This is a genomic window from Thermomicrobium sp. 4228-Ro (assembly GCF_026241205.1).
Classification (GTDB): domain Bacteria; phylum Chloroflexota; class Chloroflexia; order Thermomicrobiales; family Thermomicrobiaceae; genus Thermomicrobium.
On sequence record NZ_JAPFQM010000006.1, the window covers coordinates 815703 to 831431 of the forward strand.

Below are 15729 nucleotides of genomic sequence, written 5' to 3' on the forward strand. Positions count from 1 at the left end.
CCGTCGTGCGAGAGGGCACCGATCCCGGCGTTCGGGGGCGTGGGGCGGGTCCAGGACAGCGCGCCGGGCTGTACGAGCGGGCAGATATCGCGTACACTTAGGATGAGCCCGGCGGGGGAACCGCCGGGATGCGGGCTGGTAGCTCAACTGGCAGAGCAGCGGACTTTTAATCCGCGGGCTGTGGGTTCGAGTCCCACCCGGCCTACCAGAGAAAACCGCGAGACGACGCGGAACCGAAGCGGCGGCCGAGTGCGAAAACCGGCCGCTTTTCGTCTGTGCGGCGTGTGGTCAGCGTGGGGTCAGTAGGATCGCTCCATCGCAATCGCGGAGCACTCGGCAGTCGCACGCAGGCATGGGTGTCCGAGGAGCGTCCCTGTCTGCTTCGAACCGACACCAGCAGTGAGCGCGCGCATCGCATCGGTATGCCGGACGGGTAAACCGAAGCGCTCGCGCGAGGGTGGCGCTCGGGGTCGCCGCGAGTGCGCTCCGCAGTGTGCTCACCGGCTCGACCCCCGCTGCCATCTTGCGACTCCGTCGAGCGCGGTGCTCGACTACTCGGCCGTAGGCTTGACACGCACGAGTGCTCGCGAGGTCGGGACGCTCTCTTTGTGAAATGCTCTCACTGCGAAGAGTGCAAAGAAGCGGGCGAGTACTCTACAAATCAGTCTTTCCGCTCGGCACGTCCGTCTGACGGTATTGACCGATATCCCGTAACCAATCTGGGAGTCGTACGGGGGAATGTTTGGAGAAGGTCGACGAGGATATCCGCCAGTGCTGGAAAACGCAGCGGCTCTCAGCAGAGAGCGTGAGGACGGCCGGAAAGAGGTATCCCAACGCTTTCGAGCTGGCTGGCGAGCGAGGAGAGACGCGCGGGCACGAGAGCCATCGCCAACCTGCGGGTGATGCTCCGCTCCTTGGGTTGCTCACGCGAGCCGTGCGCGCGTGTCGCTCGGCAGTTGTGCAACCCAGCGACGCGCTCGGCCGGCCGTTCGCTCCTCCCTCCACCGACGGTATCGCCGGGCGGACTGGTCCCGGTTCCCGGCTCCCGTCGAACGCCCTCGATCGCACGTCCAGCGCTACGACCGTCCGATGCCTGCGACGGGAGCGCACCTTCCGGCGTCCTTCCTGACGGCTCGTGGTGCCCGCTCAACGATCGTGGGATGTACCCTGATCCTGGAGTGCCTGCAGCGTCTCCTCGACCGACGGGATATCCCGCATGGACTCGCCGTACCAGGCGGCGCGGACGATGCCGTCGGCATCGACCACCAGCACCGCTGGCATGCGCCCGAGCTTGAGCAGCTTCACCTCTTGCCCCAGAAGCGCAGCGATGCGATGCTCAGGATCCGGTATGCCGGGGAACGGTATGGCATGTTGCTCCCAGTAGCGGGCGAGCGCGCGCGGCCCGTCGGGAGCGATCGCGACGATCTCGATGCCCCGCTCGCGGAACTCGTCGTAGTGCTGGCGCAACTGCGCCAGGTGCGCTCGGCAGTAGGGTCAGCGGAGGCCGCGTAACAGCACGATGACTGCGGGTCGACCACGCAACTGTGCCGTGCCGATCGGTTCGCCACGGGTGGTCACGCCGGTCCATTCCGGCAAGCGGTCACCGGGTTGCAGCCGCGCCATCTTCGACCTCCTGGAGAAACGTTTTCACCGTCTCGATGAAACGGCTCGACTCTTCGAGATGCGGGAGATGCCCGCTCCGCTCGAAGCTGACGACCTGGAGCGGTGCACCACCCACGTACCACACCGGAGCCAGTGCGCGTGACCGTGCGTTCGACACGATGCGGTCGCGCTCCCCGAGAATCATCACGGTCGGAATCGGTCGCGGTAGGGCGGGTAGCGGTGTCTTCGGCGTGGCCAACGTCGCACACGTCACCCGCCACAACCGCTCCTCCCACCCGGGGATGCTGACTGCCACCACACCGTCAGCGATGTCCCGAGGTGGCGAGCTGGCCCAGGCGAGCCGCTGACCAGCCCAGAACGCGAGTGGACTCGCCAGGCGCAGGAGCGCTCGGGCGAGGGACGCCACGATCGGCTGGCAGAGCAGCTTCGCGAGACGGGGCGCGCTAGGGCGCTCCCATGCAGGAGCGACCAGGATCAGCCCTGCCACGCGCTCCGGCTGGGCCACGGCGAGTTCGTAAGCCAGCCGCCCACCCATCGAGTGACCGAGGACGACACACCGATGGATCCCCAGATACTCCAAGAGTTCAGTGGCGATCGGTACTTGGGCATCCGGCGCGTAGGGATCGAGCCCCTTCCACCGGGGAGCGGCCACGACGGTGAGCCCGAATCCGGGGCGGTCGTAAGCGACGACGTGGCGGTCAGCGCCGAGTGCCTCGATGATTCGCGCCCACGCGAGCGCGCTCGAGGCGAATCCGTGCAGGATGAGAAGGGGAAGCCGGTCGTCACCCGCCTCCAGCAGGAAAACGCGCAGGCTATCGAGAGCTAGGATTCGCGGGCGCAGTGATGCCATGGGTCGCTCCTCGCCACCACAAGGATGACAGGCACAGCGGTATTCGGCAAGGACGTACGGTTGCCGGATGAGGAGTTCGCAGGCGACGAGTGGCTGGCGCGTACTCTCGGTTCTGCACCAGTCTGCTCCACAGTCGCGAATGCGCTCGTCCGAACCGACCGTGACCGCGCCGCGCTTGCTGGGCAGACGAGGATCGTGCCATGCTCCGGTTGCGGACTCGGTTCGGCGAGGAGGGATTGTGGGGTATGGCGAAACTCTCCGAGAAGCTTCGTGATTTCCTCCTGGCGCCTCGCTTCGGCGTGCTGGCGACGATCGCACCGGACGGTCGGCCGCGCCAATCGGTGATGTGGTACGAGCTCGTCGACGACCGTACGGTACTGATGAATACGGCGGAAGGTCGCGCTAAACTCGCCGATCTGCGGCGCGATCCGCGGGCCTCGCTCTGTGTGCCCGATGGCTATCGCTACGTCACGCTCAGCGGCCGTGTCGAACTGATCGAGGATCAGGAGCGAGCGCAGGCGGATATCGCTCGTCTCGCTGTCCGCTACGTCGGTGAGCGTGAGGCAGCGGACTGGATCCCGCAGTTCCGGGCACAACGTCGGGTGACCATCCTCTTGCGGATCGAGCGCGTGGTAGCGGAAGGATTCGGTGAGGACTGAGCGATGGCGCGCGCTGAGGTGCGGATCGTCCCGATCCACGGGATTCCCGAAGCCAAACCGGGCGACTCGGTCGCCGCGTTGGTTCTCGATGGGATGGCGGCGAGCGGCCTCCGGGGCGAGCCGGGAGACGTGCTCGTGGTGACGCAGAAGCTGGTCTCGAAAGCAGAGGGACGCCTCGTCGAGCTCGAGACGGTCGAGCCCTCGCCGCTGGCGCTCGAGTACGGTCGGCGGTGGGAGCGCGATCCGCGACAGATCGAGCTGGTGCTGCGGGAGAGCGTGCGGATCGTCCGCATGGATCGCGGGCTGATCATCGCCGAAACGCGCCACGGTTTCGTCTGTGCGAACGCCGGTGTCGACCTCTCCAACGTACCCCCTGGCTGGGCTGCGCTCTTGCCGCTCGATCCCGATGCCTCGGCAGCGACTATCCGTCGCGAACTCGCCGAGCGGGCGAACTGGGAGCCAGCGGTCATCGTCTCGGATACCTTCGGGCGCGCCTGGCGGAACGGCATCGTCAACGTCGCCATCGGGGTCGCCGGGCTCCGGCCGCTCGAGGACTATCGCGGGCGGCACGATCCGTACGGGAACGAGCTTCGCGTCACGGTCATCGCCGTGGCGGATGAACTGGCAGCCGCAGCGGAGCTCGTGATGGGGAAGACCGAACGGTGCCCGGCGGCGATCGTCCGTGGCTACCGTTTCGAGGCTGGCGATGGAAGCGGTCGCGAGCTGCTGATGCCGCCCGATCGGGATCTCTTCCGATAACGTTGTCCGGGCTAGTGCGCGGGCATTATACTCCACTCGCGTTTGGTAATCTGCCGACCGAAAGGGGGGAGCGCATGCCGGTACGGAGTGCCACGGCGACTTGGGAAGGTGCGCTGCAGACCGGCAAGGGGACGATGGCGGCAGGCAGCGGGGTGTTCTCGTTCCCGTTTTCTTTCGGCACGCGCTTCGGCGAGGAGGCGGGAACGAACCCGGAGGAGCTGATCGCTGCCGCCTATGCCGGCTGCTTCAGCATGGCGCTCTCGGCTCAGCTGGGGCGCGCGGGCTACGAGCCGGAGCGGATCCAAACGACCGCGCGCGTGCGTATCCAGCAGGTCGACGGCCGCATCGTGATCGACCGCATCGAACTCGAGACCGAAACGAAGGTGCCTGGAATCGATCCAGCGACGTTCCAGGAGATCGCCGAGCAGACCAAGCTGGGATGCCCAGTGGGGAACGCGCTCTCGAGCGTGCCGGAAATCGTCCTCACCGCCCGGCTGGCCAGTTGACCGGTGTCGCACGTGGGATATCGTTCGGGCCGAAGGCGTGCGTCCTTCGGCCCGATTCGCTGTCTGTGCGGGTTTCTCAGCCGACGAAGATATCGAGCGGCAGGATGGCCGTTACCATGACGTTGGGGACATCGACGGTTTCGGCGACACGCAAGTCGACGGCGACGCTGCAGAGGGCGTACGCCTGCTGGGCGGTGAAGCCGCGCCGCTGCAGGTACTCGATCATGCGGAAGAGGGCATCGCGCGCCGCGAGCGTCAGGTCTTCCGACTCGTTCCGTCCGTCGCGCACACAAATCCCGGTCGTCGCGTAGAAGCGGCGTGGGGCAGCCATTTCGGGTGCCGTGAAGTAGCCGTCGCGGAGGAACTGGACAGTGCGGATGCCGCGCCGCCGGGCCTCGCCTTTGTGCACGCGGAACTCGAGGTGAACCACCGAGCGCATCTCGATCGCTGTCCCGCACACTTCGCCGTCTCCTTGGGCGAAATGTACGTCACCGATCGAGAAGAGCGCGCCTTCGACCCACACCGGGATGAAGACGCTCGCTCCGGGCGTGAGCTGCTTGATGTCGAGATTCCCGGCATTCTCCCGTGGCGGGATCGTCCGCAGTCCCTCCGAGGCGATCGGTTCGGTGGCCGGCACGGCTCCGCTCGGGTCGGGCGGGAGTGCGAAGCCGCCGCGGGCAGCGAGCTCGGCCTCCCGGCGCGTCGCCTCCTCCCGGAGTTCGCGCGACGGCGCGACGCCGATCGTGCCAGGATGCGGGCACCGTGGGATGCGTACGCCGGGCAGTTGCGGTGACTCGGCGTACTGCTCGTACAAGTGCCAGTGCACGATGTACGGCTGCGGGAACTGGTCGCGGAGGAAGCCGAAGCCGGGAACTTGCACCGTGTAGCCCCAGTGCTGCCAGGGATCGGCCTCGATCTCGAAAATCTTGACCTCGAGAAGATCGCCCGGTTGCGCGCCTTTGACGAAGACCGGACCGGTCAAGGGATGGACCCGGCCGAGGTCGGCTTTCGCCACGTCCGCGATCGTCGATTGCGGGGTGAGCTGCGCATCGAAGGCATCCCAGGTTTCGAGCGCGACCGGTTGCCCCGGCTCGACCTCGAGGGCAGGGGGAATCGCCTCGTGCCAACGGTTGTGTCCCTTATCCGGTTGCGTGGCGAGCGGTCGCAGGGGGTCGATCCCGATCCGCTGATGACGGATCATCGCTGTACCCTCCTTCCCCAGTAGACGGATCCGAACCGAGCGGCAGCATACGATATGAGCTGCGCGCTGTGAAGCCTGGATGCAGGAGCGGAACGCGCAGGTTATGCTTCGCCGAGGGGAGGGCATGAGGGAAGCGATGATCCGCACGGTTCTCGCAGCGCACGATGGTTCGGCGGTGGCCGATGTGGTGTTGCCGGCCGCTGCGCTCATGGCTCGGCTCTTCAGCGCTCCGGTGGTGGTGGTGCGTGTGCTCGAGACGATGCGCCCGTTCTACGATCCGGTACGTGGCGAAGTCGTGTGGCTCAGCGCGGATGAGCCCCGACTGGAACTACCGGCAGAAGTCCTGCTGGCCGAACAACGCGATGCGCTAGCCCGCTCGGGTGTGACGCCGCAGACTGTCGTCCGTCTGGGGTCGGCTGTGGAGGAACTGGTGGCAGAAGTCCAGCGCTGGCCTGACCCGCTGCTGGTCCTGGCCAGCCATGGGCGCGGTGGACTCGGTCGCGCCGTGCTCGGCAGTGTTGCGGACCGAGTGGTCCGTGCGGGCGCGTGCCCGGTGCTCGTCGTGCGGGCTGGTGGAGCCTCCCTCGAACGGCTGACCCACCTCCTGGTGCCGCTCGACGGCTCGCCGGCCGCGGAACGCGCACTGCCGTATGCGGTCACGCTCGCCCAGAAAGCCGGTGCATGCCTGACGCTCGTCCGAGTCGCGGAGACGCATCGGGAACTGCTCGTGGAGTTTCGTGGCCGACGACTCGCCCCGGAGGTGACGGAGCGCATGGCGGGACTGGAGCGAGAAGCGTCAGCGTACCTCGACTCGGTGCGGGCGCGTCTGCCGCGCGATGTCGTCGCGCGCACGCTCCTCGTGAGCGGCGATCCCAGACGGCAACTGGTGACTCTCGTCGAACGCGAACGCCCTGATCTGGTCGTGCTCACCACCCACGGTCACGGTGCTGTCCAGCGGTGGCTCATCGGGAGCGTCACGGAGCGGTTGCTCACGACGACGCGCGTGCCCTTGCTCGTTGTCCCCGCATCTCGGGAACTCGTCTCGCCCTGAGCGAGGTGGCGTCGTACCTGGCTAACCGCCCGGCACTCACCAGTGGATGAGCCGTTCCGGGTGCACGCGGATGAGCGTCCGGTACTCGGTCGCGAACTGCTCTGGCGTCATGTCGAGATCCGCGATTCCTTCGCGATACTTCTCGAGATAGGCCGGTACCCGATCGGCTGGCGGCGCATCCGGAACGATCTCGGCCCAACCGTCGAACCGAGTCACGTGCTCCGCCCAGGGGTCGCTGTTGAAGTGGACCGAGACGCGCGGGTTGTGACGGATGTTGCGCACCTTCTGACTGTTGGGAAGCGAGTAGATCACGACATGCTCGCCATCCCAAAGGAACCAGACAGGTACCACTTGTGGTTGGCCGTCCTGGCGGACCGTGGCGAGCCAGATCACAGGTTCCTCGTGGAGTTGCCGAAGGACTTCGTCCGGCCAGTGCAGACCAGCCATGGTGCGCCCTCCTTCCGTTCAGGTGGTCGGCGGGGTCGCGGTGCGCGTACGGTTCGGCCCCACTCGCTGGCCGAGACCAGGGAGCGCCTCGTGCAAACGGGTCCAAGCTGCCCGGAGCTTGTGGCGATCGATGCCGTGTGCGATTCCTCGTCCCTCGAGGAACGCAAGGAGTGCCTCAGTGGCCAGGTTGCCTGGCGCGCCAGGGGCGAAGGGACACCCGCCCAGTCCGCCGGTCGCAGCATCGAACGTCGTCACTCCGTACGAAAGCGCGACTGCCACGTTGTCGAGTGCGCGACCGGAGGTATCGTGCAGGTGCAGGGCGAGCCGCTCCTTCGGTATCCAAGGGAGCACTGCGTCGAGAAGGCGGGCGACATCGTCAGGCGTTGCCGTCCCGATGGTGTCAGCGAGCGCGATCTCGTCGCACCCGAGAGCGAAGAGTTCCCGGGCGACCCGCACGGCCTGTTCGGGGGTAACGGGCCCGCTGTACGGGCAGTGGAAAGCGACGGATACATAGCCGCGAATCCAGCAGCCCGCGCGCTTCGCCTCTGCTGCAACCCTGGCGTACCGCGCGAGCGTTTCGTCGATCGAGGCGCGGAGGTTGGCGTGCGAGAACGCATCCGTTGCCGCGGCGAACAGCGCGATCGCGTCGCAACCGACGGCAAGTGCACGCTCGAGTCCTCGCTCGTTGGGGACGAGCACGAGATAGCGTGTTCCGGGACGCCGTTGAATACGCTGCATCACGAGTTCGGCATCGGCGAGTTGCGGAACAGCGCGGGGCGAGACGAAGCTCGTGCACTCGATGACCGGAAACCCGGCCTCGCTCAACACGTCGATGAAGGCGACCTTGAGATCGGTCGGAACCGGTACGGATTCGTTCTGGAGACCATCGCGCGGTGCGACTTCGACGATCGTCACAGTAGCTGGAGCAGACATCGAGCGGTGCGCTCCTCTCGCTCGACAAACTGTGGCGGCAAGTATAGCGTGGGGTGTCTGGGGCGCAGTGGTGGGAGGAATGCCGAATGGTCGCCGAGGGCTGACACGTGGTCGTGGTCGGTGAACGCTACGAGACTACCGAAAGGGTGCTTGGTGACGGCATGCAACCAGTGAGCCGGGAGCGGAGTAGCGTATTCCGTCGAGGATGAACCGCCTCTGTCGCTGGGAACGAACTCGGTGCTATGCAGCGCGAACGGACTGTCCACGTGGTGGAGTGAAGTGGTCTTGCCCGCGCGGGGTGTCCTGCGCTCGCTGGTGCTGGCTGGAAAAGCCTCCGTCTTATACTTGGATCGATCCCCTTCCGTCGCGCGGGCACCCCGTGTTCGCGAAACGGTGCGGGCTGCGTCTCGATCGAAGGAGGGGATTCCATGTCACGTCGGGGTTGGGTTGTGCTAGGCGGGGTGGCTGCGCTTGCCTTCGTGTGTACCTGCGCCGGTCTCGCAGCGGTAGCTGGACTCTGGTATGCCAGTCGTTCCGACCATACGGTGACACCGACCGTCGCGATCGCGCGCAACGATCTACCGTCAGATTGGCGGATGGTCCGGACGCAGGATGGACGGGTGGCCGTCGTCGCGACTGCGACCGAGACGACGCAGGCGAACGCGCTACCGTTCCAGCCAGGTCTGTTCTGGTACCAGGAACCGTTGCCGCAGCCGCTGAATCCGCTGCAGTACGCTGGGGTCATCTACCTCCGCTTGCAGCAACAGAACCAAGCGCTCTATGCGTACGATGCGCGCTGGGTTGCGCTTTCGGGCTGGCCGACTGTCCAGCTGGCCTATGCTGCGGTGCAGCAAGGGCAACCGTACGAGGGCGTGTTGTGGATCTGGACGGATGGCTGGAACGGTTACGTCATGAGTTTCGTGACACCGTATGGGACACTCGCATCGTACGTCGCGGAGCTTCCCACGGTGGTCGGCGGCGTGACCAGCCAAGTGGTGGCCGAGCCGGGCCCGCTGGCGGGCGGCCAGGTACCGGATGTCTGGACGCCGGACTACTGGCAGTCGAATGCCGGTCAGGGCGAGATACCGGCAGCGTGGGATTGGAGTGCAGTCGATGCGAGCGCACCGGCGTTCAGTGGGTTCGAGGATCCGTTCGCTGGTGCGACCTGGGACGGTTCGACGAGTGATCTGTGGAGCGATCTCGCCAGTGGCGACAGCGGTGGGCTCTACGACCCCTCGCACGATGCGTTCAACACCTGGATGGCCGAGGAGTGGAGCCAGATGCTCAGCGGTGAGAATCCCGAGCCGACGTGGCAGGACGATGCCGGCAACCTCTACTGGGAAGGTCCGTCGGGGACGTTGCATGATTGGAGTGCGGACTATGATCCCAGTCTCGGCAGTGACTGGTGAACTGCGGAGGTGGCGAGATGGTGCGGACTGTGGAGGTACCGGCCTATGAAGTGACACCGCGGGTGGAGGTCGATCCACGGACGACCGCGCTGATCGTCGTCGACATGCAGAACGACTTCGTCAAGCCCGAGGGGAAGCTGTTCGTGCCCGATGCCCCGGCAACGATCCCGCAGATCCAGCGCCTGCTCGGGCTCGCCCGAGAACATCGGATGTTCACGGTATTCACCCAGGATACGCACTACCCAGGTGATCCGGAGTTCCCGATCTGGGGCGAGCACTGTCTCGCCGGGACGTGGGGCTGGCAGATCGTCGACGAGTTGGCACCGCGGGACGGCGAACTGGTGCTCCAGAAGCGGCGATACGACGCGTTCTACGGAACACCGCTCGACCATGAGCTGCGCTTGCGGAAGATCGAGCGACTGATCATTTGTGGGACCGTGGCCTCGATCTGCGTGCATTACACCGCGGCGAGTGCAGCCTTGCGCTGGTACGGCGTGATCATTCCGGTCGATGCGACCTCGGCCCTGCATCCGTTCGATATGGAAGCCGCCAATCGGCAAACAGCATTCCTCTTTCGCGGCATCCTGACGCGCGCTGAAGGGGTGACGGTCGGAGCAGGCGTGGTGTCGTGAGAGGAACCCTTGACAGCGGGCGACGACCCGAGTAATATCGACTCTCGCCGCGCGCGAGAGGCGCGGCACCGAGAACGAGAGCCGGGTCTTGACGAGAAGGCACACTCCTCGCTATACTGAAGCGATGGAGTCGATGGGAAACGACCCGGCTGCCGCGAGGCAGAGCACCTTGACAACCGAGGTGTGGTTCGCGTGAGGCCCCCGTCGGCCGATCGTGAGAGACGATCGGTTGATGTGAGGAAATGAGCCCTCGGCTCGCCGAGATCGAGTCTGGGGCTTTGGTGGAGTGATCCGGGATGGAGAGTTTGATCCTGGCTCAGGGGGAACGCTGGCGGCGTGCCTAATGCATGCAAGTCGGACGGGAGCGCGCGATGAGCGTGCCGACCGTGGCGGACGGGTGCGGAACACGTGGGGAACCTGCCCGGGTGCGGGGGATAACCCGGGGAAACTCGGGCTAATACCCCATACGCTCGCTGGGTGGTGGGCCGAGCGAGGAAAGGCCAGGCGGTGAGTCTGGCTGTGCTCGGAGGGCCCTGCGGCCTATCAGCTAGACGGTAGGGTAACGGCCTACCGTGGCGATGACGGGTAGCTGGTCTGAGAGGATGGCCAGCCACACGGGCACTGAGACACGGGCCCGACTCCTACGGGAGGCAGCAGCAGGGAATCTTCCGCAATGGGGGCAACCCTGACGGAGCGACGCCGCGTGCGGGAGGAAGCCCTTCGGGGTGTAAACCGCTGTTCGGGGGGACGAAGGGGATGACGGTACCCCCGGAGCAAGTCCCGGCTAACTACGTGCCAGCAGCCGCGGTAAGACGTAGGGGGCGAGCGTTACCCGGAGTCACTGGGCGTAAAGGGCGTGTAGGCGGCTGGGCGCGCCGCGTGTGAAAGCCTGCGGCTCAACCGCAGGGGGTCGCGCGGGACGGCCTGGCTTGAGGGCGGGAGAGGCGGGTGGAATTCCCGGTGTAGCGGTGAAATGCGTAGAGATCGGGAGGAACACCGGTGGCGAAGGCGGCCCGCTGGCCCGTTACCTGACGCTGAGGCGCGAAGGCGTGGGGAGCGAACCGGATTAGATACCCGGGTAGTCCACGCAGTAAACGATGCGGGCGAGGTGTGGGTGGAGTTGACCCCATCCGTGCCGGCGCCAACGCAGTAAGCCCGCCGCCTGGGGAGTACGGCCGCAAGGCTAAAACTCAAAGGAATTGACGGGGGCCCGCACAAGCAGCGGAGCGTGTGGTTTAATTCGACGCAACGCGAAGAACCTTACCAGGGCTTGACATGCCGCAGGACTCTGCCGAAAGGTGGGGGTGCCCGGAGAGGGAGCTGCGGCACAGGTGCTGCATGGCTGTCGTCAGCTCGTGCCGTGAGGTGTTGGGTTAAGTCCCGCAACGAGCGCAACCCTCGGGGTCAGTTACGCGGGTGTCTGACCCGACTGCCGGGGAAAGCCCGGAGGAAGGAGGGGATGACGTCAAGTCCGCATGGCCCTGACGCCCTGGGCGACACACACGCTACAGTGACCGGGACAATGGGCTGCGAAGGGGTGACCTGGAGCCAATCCCGGAAACCCGGTCGTGGTGGGGATCGCAGGCTGCAACCCGCCTGCGTGAACGCGGAGTTGCTAGTAACCGCCGGTCAGCCATACGGTGGTGAATACGTTCCCGGGCCTTGTACACACCGCCCGTCACGTCACGAAAGCTGGCTTCACCTGAAGCCGGTGGGCCAACCCACGGTACGTGGGGGGTAGCCGTCGAGGGTGGGGCTGGTGATTGGGACGAAGTCGTAACAAGGTAGCCGTACCGGAAGGTGCGGCTGGATCACCTCCTTTCTAGGGAGCGGGAAGCTCCTTGGGTCAACCGGGTGGGGCGCGGAGCGAGGAGCTCGGGACGGGGCGTGGGAGCAGGGGGCGCGCCTGAGGAGGCGGCCGGAGGCCGCGGAGGGCGGACGCCCGCTGGTCTCCGTACCCGGAGTCGTCCCACTCGTGCTGATGACGGGGGCCAAGCGCGAACTACACCTCGGTTGTCGAGGTGCGCTGCGTCGCGGATGCGCACCTTACCAAGCGAGCGGAGTGTGAGGCGTCCTTGTCCGGGTCCATTCGACTGTGTCGGTGTTCCTGAGCGGAACCCGAAGGAGTGGACTGGGGAGAGGGGCGCACGGTGGATGCCTAGGCGGCCAGGGCCGAGGAAGGACGCGGCCGAGCGGCGAAACGCCCCGGGGAGCTGCGGGCGAGCGGGGATCCGGGGGTCTCCGAATGGGGCAACCTGGCGTGGTGGGGAGCCACGTCGCCCTCTTGGGAAGTGCGGGGTGAGGAGCCCGGTGCGACTGGGAGGGTGGGTACCGGGGGAAGTGAAACATCTCAGTACCCCGAGGAGGAGAGAGCGATTCCCGGAGTAGTGGCGAGCGAAACGGGAGGAGCCCAAACCGTCGTCGCCCAGAGGGCTGCCGTCCGGAAGCGGCGACGGGGTTGGACGGCCTGCTCGGGCCAAGCGGCAGTGCGGCCGCGCTGCTGGGGCTGGGAGCCGAACGCTGCTGGAAGGGGCGACCGGAGAGGGTGAGAGTCCCGTAGGCGGACTGGCTTCTGGTGGCGTGGGGCAGGTGCGTGAGTACCACGGGGCACGAGGAACCCTGTGGGAAGCTGGGGGGACCACCCCTCCAAGGCTAAATACCCTGGCCGACCGATAGGGGAGAGTACCGTGAGGGAACGGTGAAAAGGACCCCGGCGAGGGGGGTGAAAGAGCGCCTGAAACCGTGCGCCCACAGGCGGTCGGAGCTGCGTGGAGCGGTGACGGCGTGCCTATTGGAGCATGAGCCGGCGAGTGGTCGGGCGTGGCGAGGCGAAGGGGGAGGCACCTGGAGCCGGAGCGAAAGCGAGTCTGAAGAGGGCGTGGAGTCGCGCCTGGCCGACCCGAAACCGGGTGAGCTACCCCTGGCCAGGCTGAAGCGCGGGGGAGACCTGCGTGGAGGGCCGAACCGGTGTCCGTGGCAAAGGGCTCGGAGGAGCTGGGGGTAGGGGTGAAATGCCAAGCGAACCCGGAGATAGCTGGTTCTCCCCGAAATGGCTTGAGGGTCAGCCTCAGCGTGGAGGCGGCTGGAGGTAGAGCACCGTTTCGGTGCGGGGGCGTGGAGCCTACCAAGCCGAGGCGAACTCCGAATGCTGGTCGCTGGTCGCTGGGAGTGAGACCTGGGGCGAAAAGGTTCTGGGTCGAGAGGGGAACAGCCCAGACCGCCGGCTAAGGTCCCGAAGTCCGGGCTGAGTGGGAAAGGTGGTGCGGGTGCGGAGACAACCAGGAGGTTGGCTTAGAAGCAGCCATCCTTGAAAGAGTGCGTAACAGCTCACTGGTCGAGCGCCCGTGCGCCGAAAATGACGCGGGGCGAAGCCCGGCACCGAAGCCGCGGGTCCGTCTGGCCGCGTGGGGTCAGGCGGGCGGTAGGGGAGCGTCGTCGTCGGCGGGGAAGGTGCGGCGGGAGCCGTGCTGGAGCGGCGACGAGTGCGAATGCCGGCACGAGTAGCGGAAGGGCGGTGAGAATCCGCCCCGCCGGAGAGTGCCGAAGGGTTCCGCAGCGATGGTCGTCAGCTGCGGGTGAGGCGGTCCTCAGCTGAGGGCGGCAGCCGTAGGCGAGGGGCAGCCGGTGAAGATTCCGGCCCCACCGGCGCCTGGTTGAGCGAAGGGGGGACGCCGCGTCGAGGGTCCGGCGGTTGGAGGGACCGTCCAAGCCTGGGTCGTGGGCCGAGGGAAAGCCCGGCCGGGGAGCGGCACCAGGCGAGTGCGAGGTGGGGGTGAGGCCCTGCCGAGCGGATCTGGCGGCGTGGCCGAGAAAAGCCTCTAGCGACGGGCGGCGGTGACCGTACCGCAAACCGACACAGGTCGGCTGGTGGAGGACACCGAGGCGAGCGGGAGAACCCCGTCAAGGAACTCGGCAAATTGCCCCCGTAACTTCGGGAGAAGGGGGCCCCGGTAGGGTGGGGAGCCCGAGGGGTTGCAGAGAGCAGGCCCGCGCGACTGTTTACCAAAAACACAGGTCTCGGCGAAGGCGGAAAGCCGACGTATCGGGGCTGACGCCTGCCCAGTGCCGGAAGGTGAACCGGAGGGGTGGAGAGCCCCGAAGGGAAGCCCCGGTGAACGGCGGCCGTAACTATAACGGTCCTAAGGTAGCGAAATTCCTCGTCGGGTAAATTCCGACCCGCACGAAAGGCGTCACGACGTGGGCACTGTCTCGACGGGGGGCCCGGTGAAACTGCTGGACCCGTGCAGAAGCGGGTGACCCGCGGCGGGACAAAAGACCCCGTGGAGCTTGACTGCAGCTTGCCACTGGGTGCGGGCCCGGCCTGTGCAGGATAGGTGGGAGGCGGGGAAGCGGGGCCGCCAGGTCCCGTGGAGCCGGCGGTGAGATACCACCCTGGTTGGGTTTGCGCCCTCACCTGGGCCGTGGGAACGCGGCCAGGGACCGTGGCTGGTGGGCAGTTTGACTGGGGCGGTCGCCTCCTAAAGGGTAACGGAGGCGCCCAAAGGTCCCCTCAGGCCGGATGGCAATCGGCCGGAGCGTGCATGGGCAGGAAGGGGGCTTGACTGCGAGGCGGACGTGCCGAGCAGGGCCGAAAGGCGGGCCAAGTGACCCCACGGTACTGCGTGGGCGGGCCGTGGATCAACGGATAAAAGCTACCCCGGGGATAACAGGCTGATCGGGCCCAAGAGTTCACATCGACGGCCCGGTTTGGCACCTCGATGTCGGCTCGTCGCATCCTGGGGCTGGAGGAGGTCCCAAGGGTTGGGCTGTTCGCCCATGAAAGCGGCACGTGAGCTGGGTTCAGAACGTCGTGAGACAGTTCGGTCTCTATCCGCCGCGGGCGGTGGACGGTTGCGGGGAGCTGGCCCTAGTACGAGAGGACCGGGCTGGACGGACCGCTGGTGTGCCAGTTGTCGGCCGACCGGCAGCGCTGGGTAGCCAGGTCCGGACGGGATAACCGCTGACAGCATCTAAGCGGGAAGCCCACCCCAAGATGAGCCGTCCCACCCCGTCACGGGGGTAAGGCCCCGGGGAGATGACCCGGTAGCGAGGCGGCAGGTGGACAGCGGGTAACCGACTGGAGCCGAGCCGTCCTCATGGCCGAGGCCAGTCCTTCCTCCTCCGGGATACGCTCGGAGCACCGACACAGTCGAGCGGATCGAGCGCAAGGCGCCTCACTCGGATCGCCGGTTCACCCGTGCGCGTGGCCGAGAGCGGTGTGGAAACACCCCGAACCATTCCGAACCGGGTCGTGCCCCGCACCAGCGCCGGAGAGTACTGCGCGGGCAACCGCGCGGGAGGCGAGGCCGCTGCGCGCACGGTTGAGCCGACGATCCGAACACTCCGCTCGCCCTGCCGCGGGGTGGAGCAGTGGCAGCTCGCTGGGCTCATAACCCAGAGGTCGTGGGTTCGAATCCCACCCCCGCTACCGCTCGTCAGTTGAGCACCCGGCGATCGCCGGGTGCTTCGTCGTCTTCGGGCGGTTCTCAGCAGATTGCGCCGAGACTCCGCCCACACGACGTGTCCAGTCAGCACGGGCTCCCCCACCCTACCGTTCTCGATGCGACAGAAATCGTCGCACGCCTGCCGGGTACTCTGTCGTCCTGACCACCTCTCCAGAGCGGTGCGATCGATGAGACCAGCGTGGGGCGTCTCTGCA

11 protein-coding genes, 2 tRNA genes, 3 rRNA genes and 1 pseudogene are annotated in these 15729 nt (G+C 66.6%); 11 read left to right on the top strand and 6 right to left on the bottom strand.

The features are described from left to right. Window positions 1-132: 132 nt before the first annotated feature. Window positions 133-208: transfer RNA gene (locus OO015_RS13175), tRNA-Lys, on the top strand. 938 nt (window positions 209-1146) lie between these two features. On the opposite strand, the pseudogene OO015_RS13180 reads toward OO015_RS13175, so the two are convergent. The 3 genes and pseudogenes from OO015_RS13180 to OO015_RS13190 all read right to left on the bottom strand — a co-directional run. Further along, window positions 1147-1482: pseudogene (locus OO015_RS13180) on the bottom strand (peroxiredoxin family protein); the annotation flags it as partial. Between the two features lie 12 nt (window positions 1483-1494). Further along, window positions 1495-1623 carry a hypothetical protein gene (locus OO015_RS13185; RefSeq protein WP_265941907.1) on the bottom strand — a complete coding sequence of 43 codons (129 nt, stop codon included), beginning with the start codon at window positions 1621-1623 and terminating at the stop codon, window positions 1495-1497. Then, complete coding sequence (locus OO015_RS13190; protein ID WP_265941909.1) at window positions 1601-2473, bottom strand: alpha/beta fold hydrolase; 873 nt, start codon at window positions 2471-2473, stop codon at window positions 1601-1603. Before OO015_RS13190 ends, OO015_RS13185 begins: the two co-directional genes overlap by 23 nt. A gap of 200 nt (window positions 2474-2673) precedes the next feature. Between OO015_RS13190 and OO015_RS13195 the strand changes: the two genes are divergently transcribed. The 3 genes from OO015_RS13195 (at window position 2674) to OO015_RS13205 (ending at window position 4397) form a co-directional block, all read left to right on the top strand. Then, the gene (locus tag OO015_RS13195) at window positions 2674-3132 is read left to right on the top strand and encodes a PPOX class F420-dependent oxidoreductase (protein ID WP_265941912.1); all 459 of its coding nucleotides are present in this window, start codon (window positions 2674-2676) and stop codon (window positions 3130-3132) included. 3 nt (window positions 3133-3135) lie between these two features. Next, complete coding sequence (cofE, locus tag OO015_RS13200) at window positions 3136-3891, top strand: coenzyme F420-0:L-glutamate ligase (RefSeq protein WP_265941914.1); 756 nt, start codon at window positions 3136-3138, stop codon at window positions 3889-3891. A 74-nt stretch (window positions 3892-3965) separates the two neighbouring features. Next, the gene (locus OO015_RS13205; protein WP_265941916.1) at window positions 3966-4397 is read left to right on the top strand and encodes an OsmC family protein; all 432 of its coding nucleotides are present in this window, start codon (window positions 3966-3968) and stop codon (window positions 4395-4397) included. A 76-nt stretch (window positions 4398-4473) separates the two neighbouring features. Here OO015_RS13205 and OO015_RS13210 read toward each other — a convergent pair whose 3' ends face one another. Then, the gene (locus tag OO015_RS13210) at window positions 4474-5598 is read right to left on the bottom strand and encodes an acetamidase/formamidase family protein (RefSeq protein WP_265941918.1); all 1125 of its coding nucleotides are present in this window, start codon (window positions 5596-5598) and stop codon (window positions 4474-4476) included. A 124-nt stretch (window positions 5599-5722) separates the two neighbouring features. On the opposite strand from OO015_RS13210, the gene OO015_RS13215 reads away from it, so the two are divergent. Beyond that, window positions 5723-6649, top strand: a complete 927-nt coding sequence (locus OO015_RS13215; RefSeq protein ID WP_265941920.1) for a universal stress protein — start codon at window positions 5723-5725, stop codon at window positions 6647-6649. Between the two features lie 36 nt (window positions 6650-6685). Here OO015_RS13215 and OO015_RS13220 read toward each other — a convergent pair whose 3' ends face one another. Together OO015_RS13220 and OO015_RS13225 are read right to left on the bottom strand one after the other, a co-directional pair. After that, the gene (locus OO015_RS13220) at window positions 6686-7096 is read right to left on the bottom strand and encodes a TIGR03667 family PPOX class F420-dependent oxidoreductase (protein WP_265941922.1); all 411 of its coding nucleotides are present in this window, start codon (window positions 7094-7096) and stop codon (window positions 6686-6688) included. Between the two features lie 18 nt (window positions 7097-7114). Then, window positions 7115-8029 (bottom strand): hydroxymethylglutaryl-CoA lyase, encoded by a 915-nt coding sequence (locus tag OO015_RS13225; RefSeq protein ID WP_265941924.1) that lies wholly within the window; start codon window positions 8027-8029, stop codon window positions 7115-7117. 428 nt (window positions 8030-8457) lie between these two features. Between OO015_RS13225 and OO015_RS13230 the strand changes: the two genes are divergently transcribed. From OO015_RS13230 to OO015_RS13255, 6 genes are all read left to right on the top strand, one after another. Next, entirely contained in the window at window positions 8458-9438 is a 981-nt protein-coding gene (locus tag OO015_RS13230) for a hypothetical protein (RefSeq protein ID WP_265941926.1), read from the top strand. A gap of 17 nt (window positions 9439-9455) precedes the next feature. After that, window positions 9456-10070 (top strand): cysteine hydrolase family protein, encoded by a 615-nt coding sequence (locus OO015_RS13235; protein ID WP_265941928.1) that lies wholly within the window; start codon window positions 9456-9458, stop codon window positions 10068-10070. Between the two features lie 293 nt (window positions 10071-10363). Beyond that, window positions 10364-11892, top strand: a 16S ribosomal RNA gene (locus OO015_RS13240). 305 nt (window positions 11893-12197) lie between these two features. After that, window positions 12198-15186: ribosomal RNA gene (locus tag OO015_RS13245) — 23S ribosomal RNA — on the top strand. Between the two features lie 83 nt (window positions 15187-15269). Continuing rightward, window positions 15270-15388: ribosomal RNA gene (rrf, locus tag OO015_RS13250) — 5S ribosomal RNA — on the top strand. Together the 16S, 23S and 5S rRNA genes with 1 tRNA gene alongside form the textbook arrangement of a ribosomal RNA operon. Window positions 15389-15426: 38 nt before the next feature. Further along, a tRNA-Met gene (locus OO015_RS13255) sits at window positions 15427-15498 on the top strand. Window positions 15499-15729: the final 231 nt, after the last annotated feature.

Coding starts and splice junctions, on each gene's coding strand:
- OO015_RS13220 (WP_265941922.1), bottom strand. CDS start 7,096: ATGGCTGGTCTGCACTGGCCGGACGAAGTCCTTCGGCAACTCCACGAG.
- OO015_RS13215 (WP_265941920.1), top strand. CDS start 5,723: ATGAGGGAAGCGATGATCCGCACGGTTCTCGCAGCGCACGATGGTTCG.
- OO015_RS13225 (WP_265941924.1), bottom strand. CDS start 8,029: ATGTCTGCTCCAGCTACTGTGACGATCGTCGAAGTCGCACCGCGCGAT.
- cofE (WP_265941914.1), top strand. CDS start 3,136: ATGGCGCGCGCTGAGGTGCGGATCGTCCCGATCCACGGGATTCCCGAA.
- OO015_RS13195 (WP_265941912.1), top strand. CDS start 2,674: ATGCTCCGGTTGCGGACTCGGTTCGGCGAGGAGGGATTGTGGGGTATG.
- OO015_RS13185 (WP_265941907.1), bottom strand. CDS start 1,623: ATGGCGCGGCTGCAACCCGGTGACCGCTTGCCGGAATGGACCGGCGTG.
- OO015_RS13210 (WP_265941918.1), bottom strand. CDS start 5,598: ATGATCCGTCATCAGCGGATCGGGATCGACCCCCTGCGACCGCTCGCC.
- OO015_RS13235 (WP_265941928.1), top strand. CDS start 9,456: ATGGTGCGGACTGTGGAGGTACCGGCCTATGAAGTGACACCGCGGGTG.
- OO015_RS13230 (WP_265941926.1), top strand. CDS start 8,458: ATGTCACGTCGGGGTTGGGTTGTGCTAGGCGGGGTGGCTGCGCTTGCC.
- OO015_RS13205 (WP_265941916.1), top strand. CDS start 3,966: ATGCCGGTACGGAGTGCCACGGCGACTTGGGAAGGTGCGCTGCAGACC.
- OO015_RS13190 (WP_265941909.1), bottom strand. CDS start 2,473: ATGGCATCACTGCGCCCGCGAATCCTAGCTCTCGATAGCCTGCGCGTT.